General features: G+C 47.3%; 8 protein-coding genes. 5 read left to right on the top strand and 3 right to left on the bottom strand.

Annotated features, from left to right (window positions below; all coding sequences use genetic code 11):
- Positions 1 to 1,119, top strand: a 1,119-nt coding sequence (locus QUB56_RS21920; protein ID WP_332958080.1) for a calcium-binding protein, incomplete at its 5' end; no start/stop codon positions are given.
- Positions 1,120 to 1,211: 92 nt separating this feature from the next.
- Here the strand turns inward: QUB56_RS21920 and QUB56_RS21915 are convergent.
- Positions 1,212 to 2,615 carry a 2-polyprenyl-6-methoxyphenol hydroxylase-like oxidoreductase gene (locus QUB56_RS21915; RefSeq protein ID WP_332958079.1) on the bottom strand — a complete coding sequence of 468 codons (1,404 nt, stop codon included), beginning with the start codon at positions 2,613 to 2,615 and terminating at the stop codon, positions 1,212 to 1,214.
- Between the two features lie 399 nt (positions 2,616 to 3,014).
- On the opposite strand from QUB56_RS21915, the gene QUB56_RS21910 reads away from it, so the two are divergent.
- Together QUB56_RS21910 and QUB56_RS21905 are read left to right on the top strand one after the other, a co-directional pair.
- Positions 3,015 to 6,116: an MFS transporter gene (locus QUB56_RS21910; protein WP_332958077.1), complete on the top strand. Its 3,102-nt coding sequence runs from the start codon at positions 3,015 to 3,017 to the stop codon at positions 6,114 to 6,116.
- Between the two features lie 1,139 nt (positions 6,117 to 7,255).
- Positions 7,256 to 11,941 (top strand): response regulator, encoded by a 4,686-nt coding sequence (locus QUB56_RS21905; protein WP_332958075.1) that lies wholly within the window; start codon positions 7,256 to 7,258, stop codon positions 11,939 to 11,941.
- A 759-nt stretch (positions 11,942 to 12,700) separates the two neighbouring features.
- Here the strand turns inward: QUB56_RS21905 and QUB56_RS21900 are convergent.
- A complete protein-coding gene (locus QUB56_RS21900; protein ID WP_332958074.1) occupies positions 12,701 to 14,362 on the bottom strand; it encodes a glycosyltransferase family 39 protein in 1,662 nt (553 codons plus the stop codon).
- Between the two features lie 73 nt (positions 14,363 to 14,435).
- On the opposite strand from QUB56_RS21900, the gene QUB56_RS21895 reads away from it, so the two are divergent.
- Positions 14,436 to 15,923 (top strand): hypothetical protein, encoded by a 1,488-nt coding sequence (locus tag QUB56_RS21895; RefSeq protein WP_332958073.1) that lies wholly within the window; start codon positions 14,436 to 14,438, stop codon positions 15,921 to 15,923.
- Between the two features lie 639 nt (positions 15,924 to 16,562).
- On the opposite strand, the gene QUB56_RS21890 is transcribed toward QUB56_RS21895, so the two are convergent.
- The gene (locus QUB56_RS21890) at positions 16,563 to 16,721 is read right to left on the bottom strand and encodes a hypothetical protein (RefSeq protein WP_332958071.1); all 159 of its coding nucleotides are present in this window, start codon (positions 16,719 to 16,721) and stop codon (positions 16,563 to 16,565) included.
- A gap of 1,384 nt (positions 16,722 to 18,105) precedes the next feature.
- Between QUB56_RS21890 and QUB56_RS21885 the strand changes: the two genes are divergently transcribed.
- A partial coding sequence (locus QUB56_RS21885) for a DUF4347 domain-containing protein (protein WP_332958069.1) occupies positions 18,106 to 20,391 on the top strand: 2,286 nt, incomplete at its 3' end.

Genomic DNA, 20,391 nt, shown 5'->3' with positions numbered 1-20,391 from the left:
ACCCCAACTCCGAAACCAATACCAACCCCAACTCCGAAACCAATACCAACCCCAACTCCGGAACCAATACCAACCCCAACTCCGGAACCGGTACCAACCCCAACTCCGGAACCAATACCAACCCCAACTCCGGAACCGGTACCAACCCCAACTCCGGAACCGGTACCAACCCCAACTCCGGAACCAATACCAACTCCAACGCCTGTTAACCTTCCCGATGCAGACTGCATTTGCGACAAAATTGAGTATCCCAATCTCAACCAACCCAACCAACAAATTGATAACATTATCAATGGTGGTGTTCTGCTAATTGCTACTCCCAGCAACGATGCTTATTTTGGCAGCAACACTACCAATATCTTCAATGCGAAAGAAGGCAACGACAACCTGATTGGTGGCGAATTAAAGGATATCTTCAACGGTAATAAAGGCAATGACTTTATTGACGGCAACAAAGGAGACGATATCCTGTTTGGCGGGAAAGAAAACGACATCCTTCTTGGCGGTTTTGGTGAAGATGTTATCTTCGGAAATCAGGGCAGTGATTCAATTAACGGCAAAGAAGATGATGACTTAATCTTTGGCAATGAAGGCAATGACTTCATCGACGGTGGCAAAGGAAACGATTCCTTATTCGGCGGTAAAGGAGACGATGTAATTCTCGGCAGCGAAGGCAATGATAGTCTCTACGGGCAACTTGGGGACGATACTTTCTGGGGCGGTGCAGGAAACGACCTAGCTTATGGCGGTCAAGGCAATGATTTAATTGACGGCAGCTTGGGCAACGATTTGATTTATGGAGACCTAGGTAACGATACGCTTCTCGGTTGCGAAGGTAATGATATTTTGTTTGGAGGTTTAGGCAACGACAGCTTAATTGGCGGTTTGGGTAATGACACTTTTGTCATCGGATTCGATCGAGGATTTGATACTGTCTCTGATTTTGTCAAAGGTCAGGATATCATCGGATTGTCGGGAGGTCTGAGTTTTGACGAGTTAGAAATTAGTCAGAACAATAACAGTGCGCTGATTAAATTAAAGGGAAGTGGAGAAGTGTTTGCTTCGTTAACTGGAGTCAACGCCACCTCCATTGGTGTTAGCAATTTCCGAATATTCTGAACCTAAAATAACGCAGATGAATATGATTTCATCTGCGTTTATCTCTCTTGATGCTGAAAAAATAGAAGAGGCAAAAATAAGCTCATTCCGTCTCAAGTCTGTCTATTAATTCTGCCTTCTGCTACTTTCTGCCCGCCGCTGACTAATTGCCCGATCGCCTTAACCGCAATACTGGGATGAAAAAGTACAGCCGGCGACTCAATCATGTGCGCAACTCCCACAAATGCTTGACAAACTTTAGGATCTGAGACCAGCACTTTTAATACCAAATTCATGTAATCAATTGTCAGCCGCGTAGCGAGGTTTAGTTTTGCACCTTCACTTCCCGGATAGCGGGAATCTTGACTGATGGCAAATGTCCAAGGAATTGTATGTAATTTCGCTAATTTTTGTTGAAATTGTCGAGAAAAACCTTTTAAATTGCCTTCGGAATACCGCTCTCTTTGCTTTTGCAGGCATTCATCTAGCATTTGAGCATCCAGTGCAGCAACCGTCATTCCGTGGCCGTATATCGGGTTAAAAGTGCAAACTGCATGACCGATAATTATTAAGTTTTCAGGATAACGAGGCAGGCGCTCGTAGTGACGCAAACGATTTTCTGTACCTCGATAACTATAAATAGGTGTTATTGCTTCTGCGTCTTTAATTGCATCATAAATTGTCGGGGTTGGCAGAGTGCGGACAAATTCTAGAAAGCCTGCTTCGTCTGCTGGGGGATAATCGCGATCGCCCCCGTTGAGACTCACCAGCCAGCGATTGCCTTCGATCGGAAAAATTGCACCGCCGCGGGTGCGCAATGGCGGTCCTAGTGACACAAATACTGGGGCTGTGTCTGACAATTTACCGCTGCATTTATAGATGCGGCTGGCATAGCCGACAAAAGCATTGATAGCGGTTTCTTGCGGAGGTTCATAGCCCAAACTTTTCAACCATTGAGGTGTTTTGGAAACTTGGCCACTAGCATCGACTACCAAATCTGCATTCAAATTCTCTGTATGAGTGTTAGCCCGGTTGTGGCGATCGCAAAAACGCACCGACACGCCAGCAACCTCCGCGCCCGAGGCATTCGTCAGCAACCCCGTTACTGTGCCTCCTTCGCGAAAATGCACGTTTGTATTTTCAGCCAAGCGGCGGCGAATGTGCCAATCAAGTAAATCCCGACTGAAGAGAATTAAATCATTGAGATCCGGGGTAAATTGCGGGGCCCAACCCGCCGGACTAAACCACCCGATCGACCTCGGATCTAAACTAGGAGCACCTGCTGCTACCAGTTCCTTTTCCAAGCCGGGAAAAAACTCTTCTAGGATGATTTTTCCCCGATTTAAAAGGATGTGAAGGTGACGGGATTGAGGAATACCGGGGCGAGGTGCGGGTTTTTCTGGTAAAAAATCCCCTTCAACAATACTTACTCGATCGAAGTGTTTTGCTAATACTCTAGAAGCCAACAGTCCTGCTAAACTGCCGCCAATAATAATTGCATGACTTTCTCGCTGCACGATCGAATTCCTTGAAGGCTCATGTGCTATGGGATTGGTAGATGAATTGTAAACAATTTGTCGCGCTTCTGTACAGACTCTTTATATCGCTCTACCAAAGATTTTTCTCTGCGATTATTTTAATCAGACTTACCCTTACTACTATCAATATAGGGTGCGCCGCAGCGCATTTTAGTCATAATTAAGAATTAATAACTTAACAACTGCTTTCGTTACATAGCATAAATATCCCTAAAGTGACAGCCTGCCGCAGACATATATTTACAATTCCAACTGTAGGGGGATGCTTTAGCTCGTCAATAAGGCGATGCTTGCCATTGGGGGCATGAGTCTAAAACTATACATTGGTTAACTCGCGCCAAAGATCGCGCGCACCCACCCCTTAACGAGGAATATACTATGTATCAAAATTTGCCAATAAATCCACAACTGTATAACATGGGGTTCTGGCTGGCCCAAGTGCAAGTACAGGAGACTACTACAAATAGAGTAGAAGACGCAGCACTCCTCTATTCCGGGCCACAATTTTTTATCGCCTTGATAGCTGGAGTCGTGCTCGCCTGCGCTTTCCAACTCTTGCTAACAAATTTATCGGTAGCTGCAGGCCTTTCCTATATGGGACAATCCCATGAGGACGGTGACCACCAGTCGGGTAGGGACAGCTCGCCAGTCCGCCACATCGGCCGAAAGGTAGGTACTTGGACGCTAATCACTGTCACCATCGCCCTCTTCTTTGCTTGCTTGCTGGCAGTTAAGCTCAGCTTGATTAGCAGTCCGGGTTTAGGTGCGATCGTCGGTTTAGTCGTGTGGGCAACCTATTTCTCAATGCTCGTCTGGGTGAGCTCTACCACCGTCGGTTCTCTGATCGGTTCCGTCGTTAACACCGCGACATCAGGCTTTCAAGCGATTGTGGGTACCGCAGCCTCGGCCATCGGCGCAAAAGCAGCCAGCAACCAAGTCGTTGCCACAGCTAAAGCAGCAGCAGCAGCAGTGGGCCACGAACTCGGTAGCGCGATCGACCCTACAAGCTTGCGCGAAAATGTCGAAGATTACATCCAAAGTCTCAAACCGCCGGAATTAGACATCAAAGGGATGCGCAGCGAATTTGAAAAATTGCTCAACGATCCCCAACTCAAAGCAATTGCTGGCGAAAATTTGCCGAATCTCGATCGGCAAACTCTCGTAGATTTAGTAAGTTCGCGATCGGATTTATCAAAACGCGACGTAAACCGCATTGTAGACCAACTTCAAGATGTTTGGAAACAAGTAGGAAAACAAGGGCAGCAATCAGACGGCATCGCCCAATTAGTAGACTATCTCAAATCTGCCAAACCCGGAGATTTGGTCTCAGATACACTAACAAGTAGGGTAGAAAAAGTCCTCAGTAATCTGAGCGGTCAAAATTCCGGACAAAGCCCGACCATGATGTCCCAGGCAACGACAATGGCAGTCAATGCTTTAATGGGAATAGTATTGGGTCGCACGGATATTTCCGACTTGGATGTGGAAAAAGTAGTCGGTCAACTCAAAGCAGCTAAAGACAAAGTTAGCGTGCAAACTGATAAAATTACTGCTCAAGTAAAAGGCGAACCCCAAACTTACAGCCCAATTCGCGCCGATGTAGAAAACTACTTGCTCAATACTTATTCGTGGCAGATGAACCCGCAAGCGATCGAGCGCGAATTTCGTGACGTGCTCTACGATCCTACGGCCGATCCGGGAACTGTGCGCCGCGAATTAGAAAAACTAAAACAGTCGCATTTTGAGGAAATCCTGGCCAGTCGAGGCGTTTTTACCCAAGACAAAATTAAAGAAATTTCCCAGGAATTAGAAGCAATTAGACAGCGAGTTTTACAAACCGTGAGCTTTGCCGAGGAGCAAGAAAAAGCTCGGGATTTGCAGTGGCGGGTGGAAACTTATTTGAAGCTGACGGCGAAAGAGGAACTGACAGCAGCAGGTATTGGGAGCGATTTCAAAAAAATCTTAGAGGATTCCGATGCTAGTTACGAACAGTTGCGCGATCGGCTTGCTCCTTACACCCACGACAGTTTCGTGCAAATTCTCAGAGGCCGCGACAACTTCGGATTTCAGGAAGTAGAACAGATTGCTCAAGAGTTGGAAAGGACGCGGGATGTAGTTTTAGCAGATGCTCAAGGTCTGCAAGAAGCAGCGCAAGCCCGACTAGACAATCAGTGGCAAAGAGTACAAGAATACTTGAAGTCTACGGGCAAAGAAGAACTCAATCCCGAAGGCATCAAGCGCGATTTGAAAACGCTGCTGGACAACCCGGAAGCGGGAATGTGGGCGCTGAGAGCTAGAGCTTCTAAGTTCGATCGCGATACTTTGGTAAAATTGCTATCTCAGCGGAAAGACCTCAGCGAAGACCAAGTAAATCAGCTCATCGACAGCGCCGAAGAAAATTGGCACAGCGCCCTGCAGGCACCGCAAAAGTTGGCCGAAAAAGCTAAGGATCAGTACGACCAAACCACCACCGCCCTTGCAGATTACCTGCGCAATACTGGCAAATCAGAACTCAATCCTGAAGGGATTAAGCGGGATTTGACAAAACTTCTGGAAAATCCCAAAGAAGGAGCTTTAGCGCTGCGCGGCCGCCTGTCTCAAGTCGATCGCGATACTTTGGTAAAACTGCTTTCTCAGAGACAAGATTTGAGCGAGGAACAAGTCAATCAAATTATCGACCAAGTGCAGGATACTCTTGGCTCGATTGTGAAAGCGCCGCGCCGTTTGGCAAAGCGGGTGCAAACCCAAGTGCAGGATTTTCAGGCTGTTTTAGAAGATTATTTGCGCAATACGGGCAAGGATGAATTAAATCCCGAAGCCATCAAGCGCGACTTGCAACTGCTGCTACACGATCCGAAAGTCGGCGCTTACAGTTTGGGCGAGCGCCTGTCACACATCGATCGAGCTACAGTTGTTTCTCTGCTGTCTCAGCGGCCGGATATTTCTGAAGCAGAAGCCAATCGTATTGTCGATGGGGTTTTGTCGGTGCGCGACGAGTTCGCACTGCAAATTCAGAAAATACAGGAGCGTATTCAGTCGGTAATTGACGGGATTCTCGGACAAATTCGGGATTACCTCAATTCCCTCGATCGCCCTGAACTAAACTACGAAGGCATTACGCGGGACGTGCGGAAGTTATTTGACGACCCGCAAGCCGGATTTGACGCTTTGCGCGATCGGCTGGGTCATTTCAACCGCGATACTTTAGTAGCACTAATCAGTTCTCGCGAGGACATTTCCGAAGCAGATGCCAACCGCTTGATCGACCAAATTGAAAGAAGCCGCAACAGCGTCTTGCAAAGAGCAGAACGCTTGCAGCAAGAGGCGCAGCTTCGCCTCGAAAGCATCAAAATGCAAGCCGAAAAACAAGCTGAAGAAACCCGGAAAGCAGCAGAAGTTGCTTCTTGGTGGCTGTTTTTCACCGCTCTCTCCTCGGCAGCAGCCGCAGCAGGCGCCGGTGCTTTAGCCGTCATGCGATAAAAAAGACTCAAGTTGCGATCGGATTGCAGATAGTGCCCGATCTGAGTTTATACGCTCGATCGGGCACTAATGTTAGTAAAGGATTTTCTCGGGATTGGGAACGGGTTTATTTAATTTTTTGGTACTGTTTAAGGTTATTGGTAAACCCTCTCCTAGGGGTTTATTGAGGATATTACCAACTGTGAATTTATACATCTTAATTAGCAGTTTTGATTGCTTCAAAATATAAAAGTGAAAAGCATCATTTTTTGATTTTATATTTTTTTTCCAGATGTAAAGTCCAAGTCGGCGAATATTAATTGCCTCTGAATTAGCAATTTTTTGTCAGTTATCAACCTGGTTCAGGCTTCGACGCTAATATCAACGGAGCTAGCATCGTCGGGCGTAAAATCGAATCAACAGTCAATACTCAACTATCATTCAGTTTTTCGACCCGCCCGTTAACAGTCAACAGTCAACAGTCAACAATAATTCTGGTGCAACCGGAATTGATATAAATTGGCTTTTCGACAAGCGAATTTCAAAGGTGTACCCGCCACGTGATTTATCCGTGGAATCAATCCCAAATCGATTTTCGAAAATCCTCAAGAAAGAGCATTTATCTCGCGCAAGTCAATCTAAAATCTCAAATCTCAAATCTCAAATCGATTGACCCCTTCCACAATTATTGCAAGGATTGCTATAGAACGACAAAAATCAAAAATGCTCCTGGAATGAGAACCTTTTGGGGCGCCAAACTCGACGCGCCAGTCCGCTGTCTACTAAATATTTTTTAGCTATAGTAATAGGTAGGGCTCTCAACCCAGCACACCTGTTCCCCCAAGCAGCCGCCGCCCTCGCAGCGTCAGTATCAAACGCGCACGGTTTTGAGTTCGATCGCCCGTTTCTTTGGAAAAGGTCGATCCTCAGGTCATAACTTGTAGGCCATAGGTTGTGCATAATAAGAAACTAAAGCCGTGAAAATACTACACTGACTGTAGGGGGCAAAATACCGAATACCTTGGAAATACCAAGGGCTTTGCTTTCGTCAGCCCAGAACAGTCAAAACACGCAGGCCCTGCGATCGCCAATGCTAAACAACCTACGTCTCAAACCTCTCCGGGCTAGTTGCCTAATAGCACCGTGAGGAGGGCGACGCCATGCAACTCCGAAAAAAAACACTATTAATTATCGGTGCAGCGCTGATCAGCCTGATTATGGTTCTCTATGCGACTGCATCAACCATTTTGCTGCACGATTTTCACAACCTGGAGGCACAGTACGTCCGCCAGGATGTGGCGCGGGCTTTGGACGCATTAAATGAGGACTTGTCGAGTTTAAACACCAGCGCCCAAGATTACGCCGAGTGGGACGATACTTATTCTTTCGTCAATACACGGGACGAAAACTTTGTCAAGTCAAATTTCGTCGATGCGACATTTGTTTACTTGAGACTAAACTTATTAGTGCTGCTGGACTCCAGCGGTAACACGATATTCAGCAAAGGTTTCGACCTGCAATCCCAAACCGAAATCCCGATTCCCGAAAGCTTAAAACAGCAGTTGACCGACGCGCTGCTAGACTCCTCGACATTAGGAGGATCTGGCCGGGCCGCCAAAACAGCCGTCCTCACCTTGCCAGAAGCCCCGCTGCTGATTGCTTCAAGGCCGATATTCAACAGCAACGCCGAAGGTCCGGCGCGCGGGACGCTGCTCCTGGGACGCTACCTCGACAGCAGCGAAATCGCTTTACTTTCAGAACGGACTCACCTATCAGTGGATTTTACATTACCGAGTTTAGATTTTAAAGTGGGAGCCGCGAACTACTCCGGGCCCGGCGACAAGGCGATGGTTCGATCTAAACAGGATGTGGAAAATATCAAACTCAAAATTTCCAACCTCAAATCAGTAGAAATTTTAGTGGAGCCGCTCAGCGACACCTTAGTGGCAGGATACGCCCTGATTCGCGACATCCACGGCAACCTAGCCCTGCAGGTGCGAGTAGACGCAGAGCGCATCATCTACCGCCAAGGTCAGGCTACTTTGAATCTGTTTACCTTATCAACACTGGGAGTAGGTTTAATATTTAGCGCGATCACCCTGCTGTTGCTAGAAAAATTAGTCTTGGCGAGATTGGCTTCCTTGAGCACCGCTGTCAGCAATATCGCAGACAGCGGTGACCGAGACTTGCGCGTTCATATGGCCGGAGGAGATGAACTCGCAAGCTTAGCCGACACCATCAACCGAATGCTAGAAGCATTGAGCAATTCTCAAGTCGAACGTGATGAAACCGAAGACCGCTATCGGTTGATGGCAGAAAACTCAACCGACATGATCACCAGACACAACCCCGAAGGCGTGTTTATTTACGTCTCGCCAGCGAGCCGCGCTTTGCTGGGATACGAACCTTCGGAACTCATCGGCCGCGTCCCCAACGATTATTTTCACCCCGACGATTTAGAAAGCATCGCCAACGCTCACTCGAAAGTCCTGGCGCTGCCAGTTACTTACACCCTCAGCTACCGCATCCGCCACAAAGATGGCCAATACATTTGGTTTGAAACTACCAGCCGCACAATCCGCGATCCCCAAACCGGCACCGTGCAAGAAATTATCGGCATTTCCCGCGACATCAGCGTGCGCAAGCAAACAGAACAAGAACTGCGAGAAAGCGAAGCTGCAATTAAAGCTTTGTACCAAGTGACTTCGGCTCCCCGTACAGACCCCCTCAACCACTTCTCTACCTTTGATTTGCGTCTCCAAGAACTGCTGGCAATGGGATGCCGGTATTTAGGCCTGTCCGCGGGAATTTTGTCCTGCATTCAAGGCGACAACTATAAAATAATGGCTGTTGAGTGTCCCGACGGGTCGATCGTCAAAGGACAAATCTACGATCTGGAAAAAACCTTTTGCGTGGCTACGGCAATGGCAAAAGAACCGATCCACTTTGAGTCGGTGAGATTTTCGGGTTTGTCCTTCAACACGGAGGATCCAGCCTTCAAAATCGAAGCTTACATGGGCATTGCCGTCACAGTGTCAGGTGAAGTTTACGGCACTCTGTGCTTCTTTTCTCCGACTCCTGCGACAGAACCGTTCCGAGTAGTAGACAGAGAGTTGGTGAAATTGATGGCTCAGTGGGTAGGAAGCGAACTAGAACGCCAGCAAACAGACTTAGATTTGGCAAAAGCTCGCGATCAAGCACTGGCGGCTACTAGAGCCAAAAGCGAATTTTTAGCCACGATGAGCCACGAAATTCGCACTCCGATGAATGGAGTCATCGGCATGACCGGTTTGCTCCTGGATACCCGCTTAACTCGGGAACAGCGCGATTTTGTAGAAACTATCCGCAGCAGCGGCGATGCCTTGCTGACGCTGATTAACGATATTCTAGATTTCTCGAAAATTGAGTCGGGTAAATTGGACTTGGAGGAACATCCCTTTGACATCCGCACTTGTATTGAGGAATCTCTAGACTTGGTAGCTGCCAAGGCGGCACAAAAAAAACTGGAAGTCGGTTACTTGATCGATCGTGCAGTACCAGCAACGGCGATCGGGGATAGCACTCGCTTGAGGCAAATTTTAATCAACTTGCTCAGCAATGCTGTGAAATTTACTGAAGCTGGAGAAGTGGTGGTTTCGGTGACTGCCAAAAAGATTTCAGTGCCGGCGGCCAACGCTAAAGAACCGCCAGCAATTAATGGCGAACCGCTAGCAATTAACCAAACATACGAAATACAATTTGCGGTTAAAGATACTGGTATCGGCATTCCGAGCGATCGCATGGATCGGCTATTTAAATCTTTCAGCCAGGTAGATTCTTCAACGAGCCGGCAGTACGGCGGTACCGGATTGGGTTTGGCAATTAGCAAGCGTTTGGCCGAAATGATGGGCGGCAGGATGTGGGTGGAAAGTATGGGTAATCTGGCGGGTAATCCTCCCGCAGATTTTAGATCGGCAGATTTTGATTTGGGATGGGGAGAATCTTGCGAAATTGCCGAAAAATATAGCTCTAGCAAATCTGTACTCAGCAACAAGCCGAGCGGCCAAAATGCCAAATCCGTTGGCTCTACTTTTTATTTCAGCACGATCGTTTCTGGCTGCAACAGTTCCTTGCCAGCTAACTTGAGCAATTCTCAACCTGAATTAGCTGGCAAGCGAGTCTTAATTGTCGATGACAATGCTACCAACCGCCAAATTTTGACTCTCCAAGCTCAATCTTGGGGAATGGTGCCTAGGGCTTCAGCTTCGGCTCGTTTGGCTTTAGATTGGCTCTCTGCTAAAGAGGTGTTTGACTTGGCAGTTTTGGATATGCAAATGCCGGAAATGGACGGGTTGGCTTTAGCTGCGCAAATTCGCCGATATCCAGATTGCCAAAAGTTGCCGTTAGTCATGCTAACTTCGATCGGCATGCAAGAAATTAACTCCGCAGCTATTGAGGCGGATTTTGCTGCTTTTTTGAATAAACCGATCAAACAATCTCAGCTTTACAATGTTTTAATCAATATTTTTGGGGAAGAGACAACGGAATTTAGGGGGCAGCGCACCAGCGGGCCTTTCTTACAAAGCATACCCCTCCTGGCCGAGAAGCTACCCCTGCGGATTCTGTTGGCTGACGATCATTTGGTGAATCAGAAGGTGGCTTTGCAAATTTTGCAGCGGATGGGGTATCGTGCGGATGTGGCGGGAAACGGTCTCGAAGTGCTCGAAGCTTTGCGCCGCCAGCCTTACGATGTAGTGCTGATGGATGTGCAAATGCCGGAAATGGACGGACTGGAAGCTACTCGCCGCATCCGATCGCAATTTTCAGAAGATTTAACCTTAGAAAATTCCCCGGTCGAATCAGAAGTTTCAACAACTGATGAGCAATCTCAAAATCGAAAATCGAAAGAAAATCCCACGGTAGAATCAGAAGTTTCCGCAACAGACGAGGAATCTAACAATCGAAAATCCCAAATCGAAAATCGAAAATCGACAGACGAGGAATCTAACAATCGAAAATCCCAAATCGAAAATCGAAAATCGACAGACGAGGAATCTAACAATCGAAAATCCCAAATCGAAAATCCCCAATTGACTGACAAGGAATCTAACAATCGAAAATCCCAAATCGAAAATCGAAAATCCACAAGGCCTTGGATTGTGGCGATGACGGCAAATGCGATGCAGGGCGATCGCGAAGAGTGTATAGCTGCGGGGATGGACGATTATTTGAGCAAGCCGATCGCAATTGAGCAGTTGGTGCGAGCTTTGATGGCGTGTAAATCTCGCTCGAATGGGGAGTTCGAGCTCCCGCAGCCGATTGTTTGTTTGAACTCACAGCCCGAACAGATGGGAGGAACGAGTGAATTAGAAGTGGCATCGAATGGGGCTGTTGCGGGAAATCCACAACTGACAATTCCCTATTCGCCCGCAGCCGTCAAGATGGGTGCATCCAATCTCGATCGAGGTTTGTCACAGAATGGCGATTCCCTCAGTGCCAAGATTATAGAGGGACTGCGAGAAGTGGAAGCTTTGGACGAGGCGATCGAGATTTACCTCGAAACAGCTCCCGAACTGCTGCGAGGCATCTCTATTGCCCTGGGCAACGCCGATCCGCTGGCTTTGCGGCGATCGGCTCACTCTTTGAAGTCGATTAGCGGTACTCTCGGTGCTTTTCGCTTGTTTGAGCTGTGCGAGGAACTCGAAATCATGGGCCGCATCGGAACAGAGGCGAACAAGCCTTTACCTGCTCCAGCCGGCGCGCTTTTTGAACAGGTTGAGGCCGAGTATCACAGAGTCGAAACGGCGTTGAAAATAGAAATGCAGTACAGCGAAACAAGCACAGAATCATTGACAAGTGATAACTAACAATACTCCGGACTGTTTTTGGAACGAGACTACAAGCTTACGCGGGGCAAGGAGCATAAATAAAGTCGAATTAAATGCCGCGTCAGGGTGGAGCTGACATTGATTTAATTATCTACAGTGCCTCAAAGTCAAGCGAGAATAAGCAATAGGACCATATAAAAACAAAAAACAGTGGGGACTATTGTTTCTGAGATCGATGGTTTGTAAAACCCCCTCGGAGATGACTCTCCGGGGCTGGTTTTACGAATAATATTTAATCCCAGCAAACAATCTAGATCGACCCGCTCCCACACAGCCGATAATCTAGATTAACCTAATGTAGAAGAGCCTTTAAAAAATGTAGATTTGGATTGTTTGTTCGGGGGGCGGGTTGATGAAATTGTTGGTTTAAGCCATAGATTATCTGTAAAACCAGCCCCGGAGATAGCCTGTAGGGGCTGGTTTTACAAACAATATTTGATGCTGGCAAACAATTCATATAAACCCGCCCCCACCCAACTAATAATCTAGATTAACCTAAACTTTAATCGAAGGCAAACAATATATATGATATAGATTCGGATTGGTCCTTGGGTGGGGGCGGGTTGATGAAATTGTTGGTTTCTGACAGAGATGGTTGGTGAAACCCGCCCCTACGAGAATTGGGGCACACTCGATCGGATTGGTCCTTGGGTGGGGGCGGGTTGATTATATTGTTGGTTTCTGACATAAATGGTTGGTGAAACCCGCCCCTACGAGAATTTGGAGACACACGATCGCTTATTTTCGAGTTACCAAAACCCAATCGTCCGCTGTTTTGACAATCTCAGCATTCTGCAAACCTAAATGTTTTAAAACTGGTTTTTCTAACAGAAAATAAGGTGGAGGATCGGATTGCCATTTCTGTTTGAGCGTCGGCGCGTCGGCGACAATAACTTGGCGTTCACTGTAAAAATTCAGCGATGGACGGCCCAAGCGGTGAGAAGTAAACACCTGTTGACCGGCCGGAGTTCCTGTGCGGACAATTTCGGCGATCGGCTTAACGGGATAATCCTCCGCCAGTTCCCAAACCCAGTTATCTGAAGCGACCAATACCAACAGCGTCAGGTAAGTTCCCCAAATTAAAACTAATATAAACTGCCGGTCTTTGCGGTGCAGCAACACGGCCGCCAGTGTCATTGTCAAAGCTATAAATATCAACATTAACTGCAAATCTCGCTGCATCGGCACAATGTAGTTCCCAATTTGCACTAAGCCACTGAAGTAAATGCAGCCGACAACACCAACTACAGCCACTATTGCGAAAATCGCCTGGTGAGGCAACAAAGAAATAGCATCAAAATGTTCTTCTGCTTCCTCTTTGACCGGTTCTGGCGGCAGCCACAGTTGATCCCAAACTTCAGCGAGATAGCTGCCAACGGCCACAGCAAAAGCTGGATAAACTGGCAAAACATACCAAGGCAATTTAGTATTCATCACAGAAATAGCCAGCAGATATACTCCCGTCCAAACCAATACTAATTTTGGCCCGGGAAAATTGCGATTTTCCCAACTCCAAAACAGCCCTTGCAGCCAAAATAACTGCCACGGCCAAGCTAATTTAAAAATTTCTAAAAGATAATACCAGGGCGGGCCTTTGTGACTGCTGACAGGTTCCGAAATGCGCCGGAAAGATTCGTTAACTAAATTAGTGTTGATGAAATATTGGCCGTAGTGCAGCCATTGGGCAAAATACCAAGCAGCTACTGGCAATGTTCCGATCGCCAATCCGCCCCAAAGATACCCCGAAGTGAGGAGTCGCGGGGTATCCCAAACCAAAAAAATACAGCCAACAGCAGCCAACAGCAGCCCCAACATCACGCCCTTAGTCAGGCAAATCAGCCCGAACCCAATCCCCGCCCCCAAAGCGTAGCGCAAGTCCCGGCGCGATCGCAGCAAACACCACATCGCCCCCAGCAAAAAACACAAAACCGCCCCATCCAACATCGCCAAACGTCCGTGCCGCACCACCGGTAACAGCGTCAGATAAACGAAGGCAGAAAAAATGGCGATCGACCGTCTGGGAAACAACTCCCTGCCAATGGCGTAAAGCAGGGGCACTGAAGCCGCCGTCAGCATCGCCGGTACCAACCTCGCCGTCAATTCGCTGACGCCGCCGACGGCAAAACACAGCCCGATTAGCCAGTGTACCAGCGGCGGTTTGTTGAAATAAGGCATAGAGTCGATCGTCGGATACAGCCAATTTAAGTTGCCGCGCCAAATTTCGCGGCTTACCTGCGCTGCAATGCCTTCATCCCAATCCCGCAACGCCACACCACCCAGATTCAGCCCGAAAATCAGCACTGCTGCCAACAGAAAAGCCAGCATCCACAGTTTGTCTGTAAAGCGGTTATTCCAGCGATTTTTCGGTTTGCGCCCCAGGAATGGAAAGATTTCTGACATAAGTTAAGAGAGTTTTGAGGGTTCCAAACTGAAGGTAAACTTAGAAAGCAGTTATTTGCGACTAGGAAAATACATGAACTTGCCTGTAATTATAGATATTATCATTGGCTTAGTGTTTATCTACCTGACTTTAAGCTTGCTAGCTTCGGAAATTCAGGAACTGATTGCTACTGTTTTGCAGTGGCGGGCGGAACATTTAAAGAAGTCGATCGAAGTGCTGATTTCTGGCGGCAGCGAAGGATCGCAAGAGCCCGTGCAATTTCAGCGAGTCCGACATTTAGCTCATGGGATTTACGCCAATCCGATTATCAAGGATTTGAATCAGGGAGCGAAAGGGGTTTTATCAGAGGGATTCCGCTCTGTTACGCACCGCATGGGGGATTTTTACCGCGGAGTTACGGGTACTAAAAATGTTTTCGGCAATAAATCCACTGGGCCTTCTTATATTCCAGCCGAGTGTTTTTCGGCTAGCCTTTTGGATACTTTAAAGATTTCTAGTTTGCTCAGCTCTATCTCTCAAGCCAGATTGGAGAGATTTAAAAATTTACAGTTGGCACAAATTAAAATGATTGGAGAGAATCTGAATCTGCCGGAGTCTACTAAACCGATTATCGAGCAAGAATTTGGCTGGCTGACGGCGGAGTTCGATCGAGTTATTGAAGATTATAAAAACGAGCTGGGAAGTTTGAACAACAGCTTGGAGCGGATGTCGGAAAAGCTAGGATTTTATATTAATGATTCTCAGGTATATCTACCAGAAACCGAGCTGGGAGGGAGAGAATTTCAGAGGCAGATGGCATTTGTTAAGGCTCGTTTTGACAGCGAATTTGAGCGGGAGGCGCTGCTAGGCCAACTGCAACCGAGTTTGAGCAATCTGTTAAATACAATTAGAAAGAGTCAGGATACGGTAGCAGAAATTATGGATATGAAAGAAGACAGTCGAATTTACAAACAAATTCAAGAAACCTTGGACAGTATGCCAGAATCTTTGAAACGCAGCCTTTATGTTTTAGCGCAGCGCGCTGAAAAAGGCGGCGGAGATGCTCAAGAGCAGTTGCAGCGGTTTCAGAAAGAAATTGAAATGTGGTTTGACCAATCGATGCAGCGTGCTTCTGGCGTTTACAAGCGGAATGCCAAAGGGGTTGCTATTTTGCTCGGCACTGCGATCGCTGTCGCTGCTAATGCTGATACCATTAATATTATTAATCGGTTGTCGAAGGATTCGATGCTGCGCTCGACTGTTAATTTGTACGCTCAGCAGTTGGTGGAAAAAAATGCTAAGACTAAATTAGATAATTTAGCCAGTCTGACAAAAGTTCAAAAGGATGTCGATCGAGCTTTGGACAATGTAGCTCTGCCTTTGGGATGGAACGAACCGAACAGGTTAGAACGAGATAGGCAGGGGAATTTATTGTGGCCGGCTTTCATCCAAAAATTGTTTGGTTGGATATTGAGCGGGGTAGCTATTTCTATGGGAGCTGGTTTTTGGTTCGAGGCGCTCAACAAGATTATTAATATGCGCAATGCAGGGCAGAAGCCGCCATCTGCTACAGAATCTTGAGCGGTGCAGTTTTCCGGCAGATAAACTCACTGTCATACCCTTTTAGATTTTAGATTTTATAATGGGACATGACTGATGAAGATCGAGGTTTGAAGCACGGGGCTATAGTTGGATTATGTTTTTAAAGTGGTGTCAGCGAGAGGATAGAGGATCGGTAATTGTGGCACGGCCAGTAGTTGGGGAAAACACGCAGAATATAAATTCCGTAAGCTCGCGGATAGCAGTGCCGCAGAAATAGGGGAAACTGATAGATAGCTTAAAGAAAAATGAGCAGAAAAAATCAGCTCGCTGGCATTTTCTGACACTCTGACTCCAGGGGTATATCTACCACTAAACAGCCTTTTGGAGGACAGAATATGTTCACTTCTATGACGGAAACCAATCCCGCTTCGGAATACTGAAATCCCCCACCCAAAAGCTTTGTATTGAATGACTCCAGCATTAATCACGGGGAATACTTTGTTTCGGGAATTTTTGCTGGGGATGAAGTAATTTTACTCAATTCCAACTCTGACGGCACCGAGAAAATTACCTCGGCCCTTCAAAACTGTGCCTCTATGGTTGGAAAAATTTACAAATTTCGCACAATTTCTGGTGCTAGATCGGGCAAACTGCAATGCGGGCTCTGTTATCCTCTGTTCAGATGACCTCGAACCATACAAAAGGCAATTGCCAAAATGGATGAGTTGCCTGAGTAAAAAAGGGGACTTGGTTGGGGTTATGTCGATCGAGATAGCGCCACACTCGGTAACGGCGGCGGGCGCGATCGAGTGTTGGGCAATCAGGAGAGTGATGCAATGGAGGGTGTGAGCCTCCGGAGGGGAACTGGTATGAATGCAATTGTAATTAGGCAACGCAGGGGCGATCGCAATCAACGATTCGATCGCCCCTCAATCTGCAATCATCTCCACTCCCGCTGAATAATTCTAATGACGTTGGTAGTGACAACGGCAGTCCTCAGAGTATCCGCGCCAGCGCACAAACAAGTTGATGGCCAGCGATTAACTGGCACTTAATATGAGACAGTTTTGATTGTTAGGAAATGCGACAAAACCCACTTGGAATCAGTATTTTACTGTATCGAAAATTTAGCAGCTTGAAAGCATATTTAATTATTCAAAATGTATATAATTCAGTTTTTCCTGGGAGGAAATAGAGGTAAGGACAGGGTAGTCCCCATTGGTGTCAACTTAACTTCTAAGTCAGTCACAGACTGCTGTTTGACTATTAAACTTATATCCCTCGGGCGCCTGCGTAGCCTCCGGGGAGTAGGGGGTGGGGCAAGAGTCTGGTCTTTCGTCAACCCCTACTCCCCTGATTGAGGGCGATGCGAGGGGGATATAGACTTAGGTAAAAGCGGTATTTATCAAGGGTTTTAGGCGATTGTTGACAGGCGATCGGGTAGTAACGTTTCCCTACCTAAAATTACACGCTCAAATGAAAACTACTACTAAATATAGTTCAGATTGGTTCTTCAGGGGGAATTTACCTACACCCTTTCCTAAGCCGTGAAATGATTGCTACAGTTAGCCACATAAGGCTGAAATAATCCGGATCGCAGAAGCGGGATTTATTTAAATATTCCCAATAATTTTTGCAGTCTCTTCCCAGCATTAGCGGCAAAAATCCCATTCGGTAACACCACCAACAGGTTACTCCGGAGAAAAATAAAGTTAAAATAAAGTTAAAATAAAGTTTTGGTACGTATGGCCCTAGCTGCAAATAGGGTGTTAAGATGTAATCACATAATTTATCAAGGGTTTTAGGCGATTGTTGACACTAAAAAGGGCAGTACCGTTTCCCTCTACCTAAAATTACACGCTCAAATGAAAACCACTAAATATAGTTCAGATTGGTTGTTCAGGGGGAATTTACCTACACCATTTCCTAAGGTCTGAAATGAGGGCTACAGTTAGCCAAATAAGGCTGAAACAATCCGGATGGTAGAAGCTAAATTCATTTAAATATTCCCGATAAATTTTTCAGTCTTTTCTCATCTGTAGCGGTAAAAAATCCGATTCGGTAACACCACTAAAAGGTTAATCAGGCTAAAAATAAATTTTTTAAAATATATTTTAAGATGGCAGTCGGTCGAAATGTGGTGCTAAGATGTAATCACATAAGCCTGATGAGATGGCTGCCGGGTATATCTACCAGTACAGTCCTTAATGGAGTATCCAATATGAGTTCTACGTTCGCTCAAGTTAACTCGCAATCTTCTTTAGAAAAACGGTCACCGCGCTCCTTAGTCTTCATTGACTCGGCCGTGGAAGATTACGAGTCAATTGCAGCGGGAGTGCTGCCTGGACAGCAGGTAGTAATAGTCGAGCGCACCAAAAACGGCATCGAACAAATCACCTCTGAAATTGAAAACTACGCCTCTACTAACGGAGCGATCGACTCGGTTCACATTATTTCTCACGGCAATTCAGGCAGCCTACAACTCGGCAATACCGCTCTGGACTCAGATAACATAGAGCAATACAAAAGCCAGTTGGAAAAGTGGCCGAATTCACTAGCCCCAGGAGCAGACATGATGCTCTACGGGTGCCATGTAGCCGCCGGTACAGGTGCTCGTTTCGTCGATCGATTCAGTCAATTAACCGGGGCTGACGTTGCCGCATCCACCAACCTAACAGGCCGCGACGGCGACTGGAATTTAGAATATGTTAAGGGTCAAATTGAATCTCCCTTAGCCTTGGCACCCGAGGCTATGGCAAGTTACCAAGGTAATTTAGCTATTGTCTTAGTAACCAACAATCGCGATAACGGGTCCGGTTCATTAAGGGCTGCGATCGCCAGCGCTCGTGCCGGCGATACAATTACCTTCAGTCCACTTTTAGCCCTCCAAACCATTACCCTCACCAGCGGTCAACTCAATATTCCCGCTGGCAAAAACCTCACCATTGACGGCTTCGCGGCACCGGGTTTAAGAATCAGCGGTAACAACTCATCCCGCGTCTTTTATGTCAATGCCAACGTTGATACTGCTACCAGTTTTGAGCTCAAAAACCTCAATATTATCAACGCCAAAACGAACCAGTACGGTGGGGCGGTCTACACAACTGACGAAGTAGCGGTGACCGTAGATAATGTTCAGTTTACCAACAACGTTGCCGATCGAGGTGGCGGTGCAATGTTCCTCGGCTGGAACAGCAGCCTGACCGTTGACAACAGTAAGTTCACCGGAAATAGAGCCACCGCAGCCAACGACGAACGCGGTGCTGGGGCTATTGCTTTTGTCAGCCCTAAAGAGCTGACCGTGCGCAACAGCGAATTCATCAACAACAGGGGAATTAACGGCGGGGCAATTAATAGCCTAAACGCCAAACTAACAATTGAGGACTCGCAATTTATTGGCAACGACACCACCGCAGGCGCTTTCGACCCAAATGATCCCAACGGCAATTCTTTTTTAAGGGGTTTCGGCGGCGCCCTTTACACAGACAGATCCAGTTCTACTGAGGAGTCTTCCGGCAGAATTAGCATTAGCGGAAGCGTATTTAGAAACAACAAAGGGCGGGGCGAAGGGGGAGCAGCTTACCTGTACACCGCCCCTGGAGACAGCGTCAGTGTTGCATATAGCCTCTTTGAAAACAACGAAATTCTGTCGCTTCCCGGCGGCAACGACGGAATTGGCGGCGCTTTGGTGCAAATGAACAACAGCAGCAACCAGGGATTTACCCTCACGCATAGCGCATTTAGGGGCAATAAAGCTGCCGCTCAAGGTGGCGCCATTTGGGTCATGGAGGCACCTACCACGATTACCGACAGCGATTTTACGAACAACCGGGTTACTACTACTGCTGTTGATGGCTATGGCTATGTCGGCGGTGCAATGGCTCTTTACGCCCCCACAAATATTGCCAACACTAGGATTGCCAACAATTACGCCGGCTGGGTTGGCGGAGGTATCGCAGTCGCCGATGGCTATCCTGTCAGCGTCCAAAACACGACTTTTTTAAATAACACCTCCGGGAATCCGTTTGGCATTCAGCTGCACACCAACCAGGAATTAATCGACGAAGGAGACAATTTTCAGTGGCCGCCCAAACAAACCGATAACTTTAACGATTACAATGCGACGGCATTTATTACGCTGGCACCCTGGTTAGCAGGCACTTTGGCAAACATCAACGGCGCTTCAGCCACGCCCCTGGTAGCCGGAAGTCCGGCCATTGATAGGGGTACTGGTGGGAGTGACCCTAAAGATAGTGAAAATAAGGGAAGTGCCACAGGCGACAGCGACTCTTTGGCATCGGGAGGTACAGTCGTCCCGACTAAACCAGTAGCACCGATTGACACTGCAACGGATACTCAGCCACCAGCACCGATTGACACTGCAACGGATACTGAGCCACCAGCACCGATTGACACTGCAACGGATACTCAGCCACCAGCACCGATTGACACTGCAACGGATACTCAGCCACCAGCACCGATTGACACTGCAACGGATACTCAGCCA

The organism is Microcoleus sp. AR_TQ3_B6 (genome assembly GCF_036702785.1).
Lineage (GTDB): Bacteria > Cyanobacteriota > Cyanobacteriia > Cyanobacteriales > Microcoleaceae > Microcoleus.
The sequence above is the reverse complement of the archived record's forward strand: the minus strand, read 5'-3'. Positions and strand labels throughout refer to the sequence as shown.

Excerpts from the sequence above, each read along its gene's own strand:
- QUB56_RS21910 (WP_332958077.1), top strand. The coding sequence starts at position 3,015 with ATGTATCAAAATTTGCCAATAAATCCACAACTGTATAACATGGGGTTC.
- QUB56_RS21905 (WP_332958075.1), top strand. The coding sequence starts at position 7,256 with ATGCAACTCCGAAAAAAAACACTATTAATTATCGGTGCAGCGCTGATC.
- QUB56_RS21900 (WP_332958074.1), bottom strand. The coding sequence starts at position 14,362 with ATGTCAGAAATCTTTCCATTCCTGGGGCGCAAACCGAAAAATCGCTGG.
- QUB56_RS21895 (WP_332958073.1), top strand. The coding sequence starts at position 14,436 with ATGAACTTGCCTGTAATTATAGATATTATCATTGGCTTAGTGTTTATC.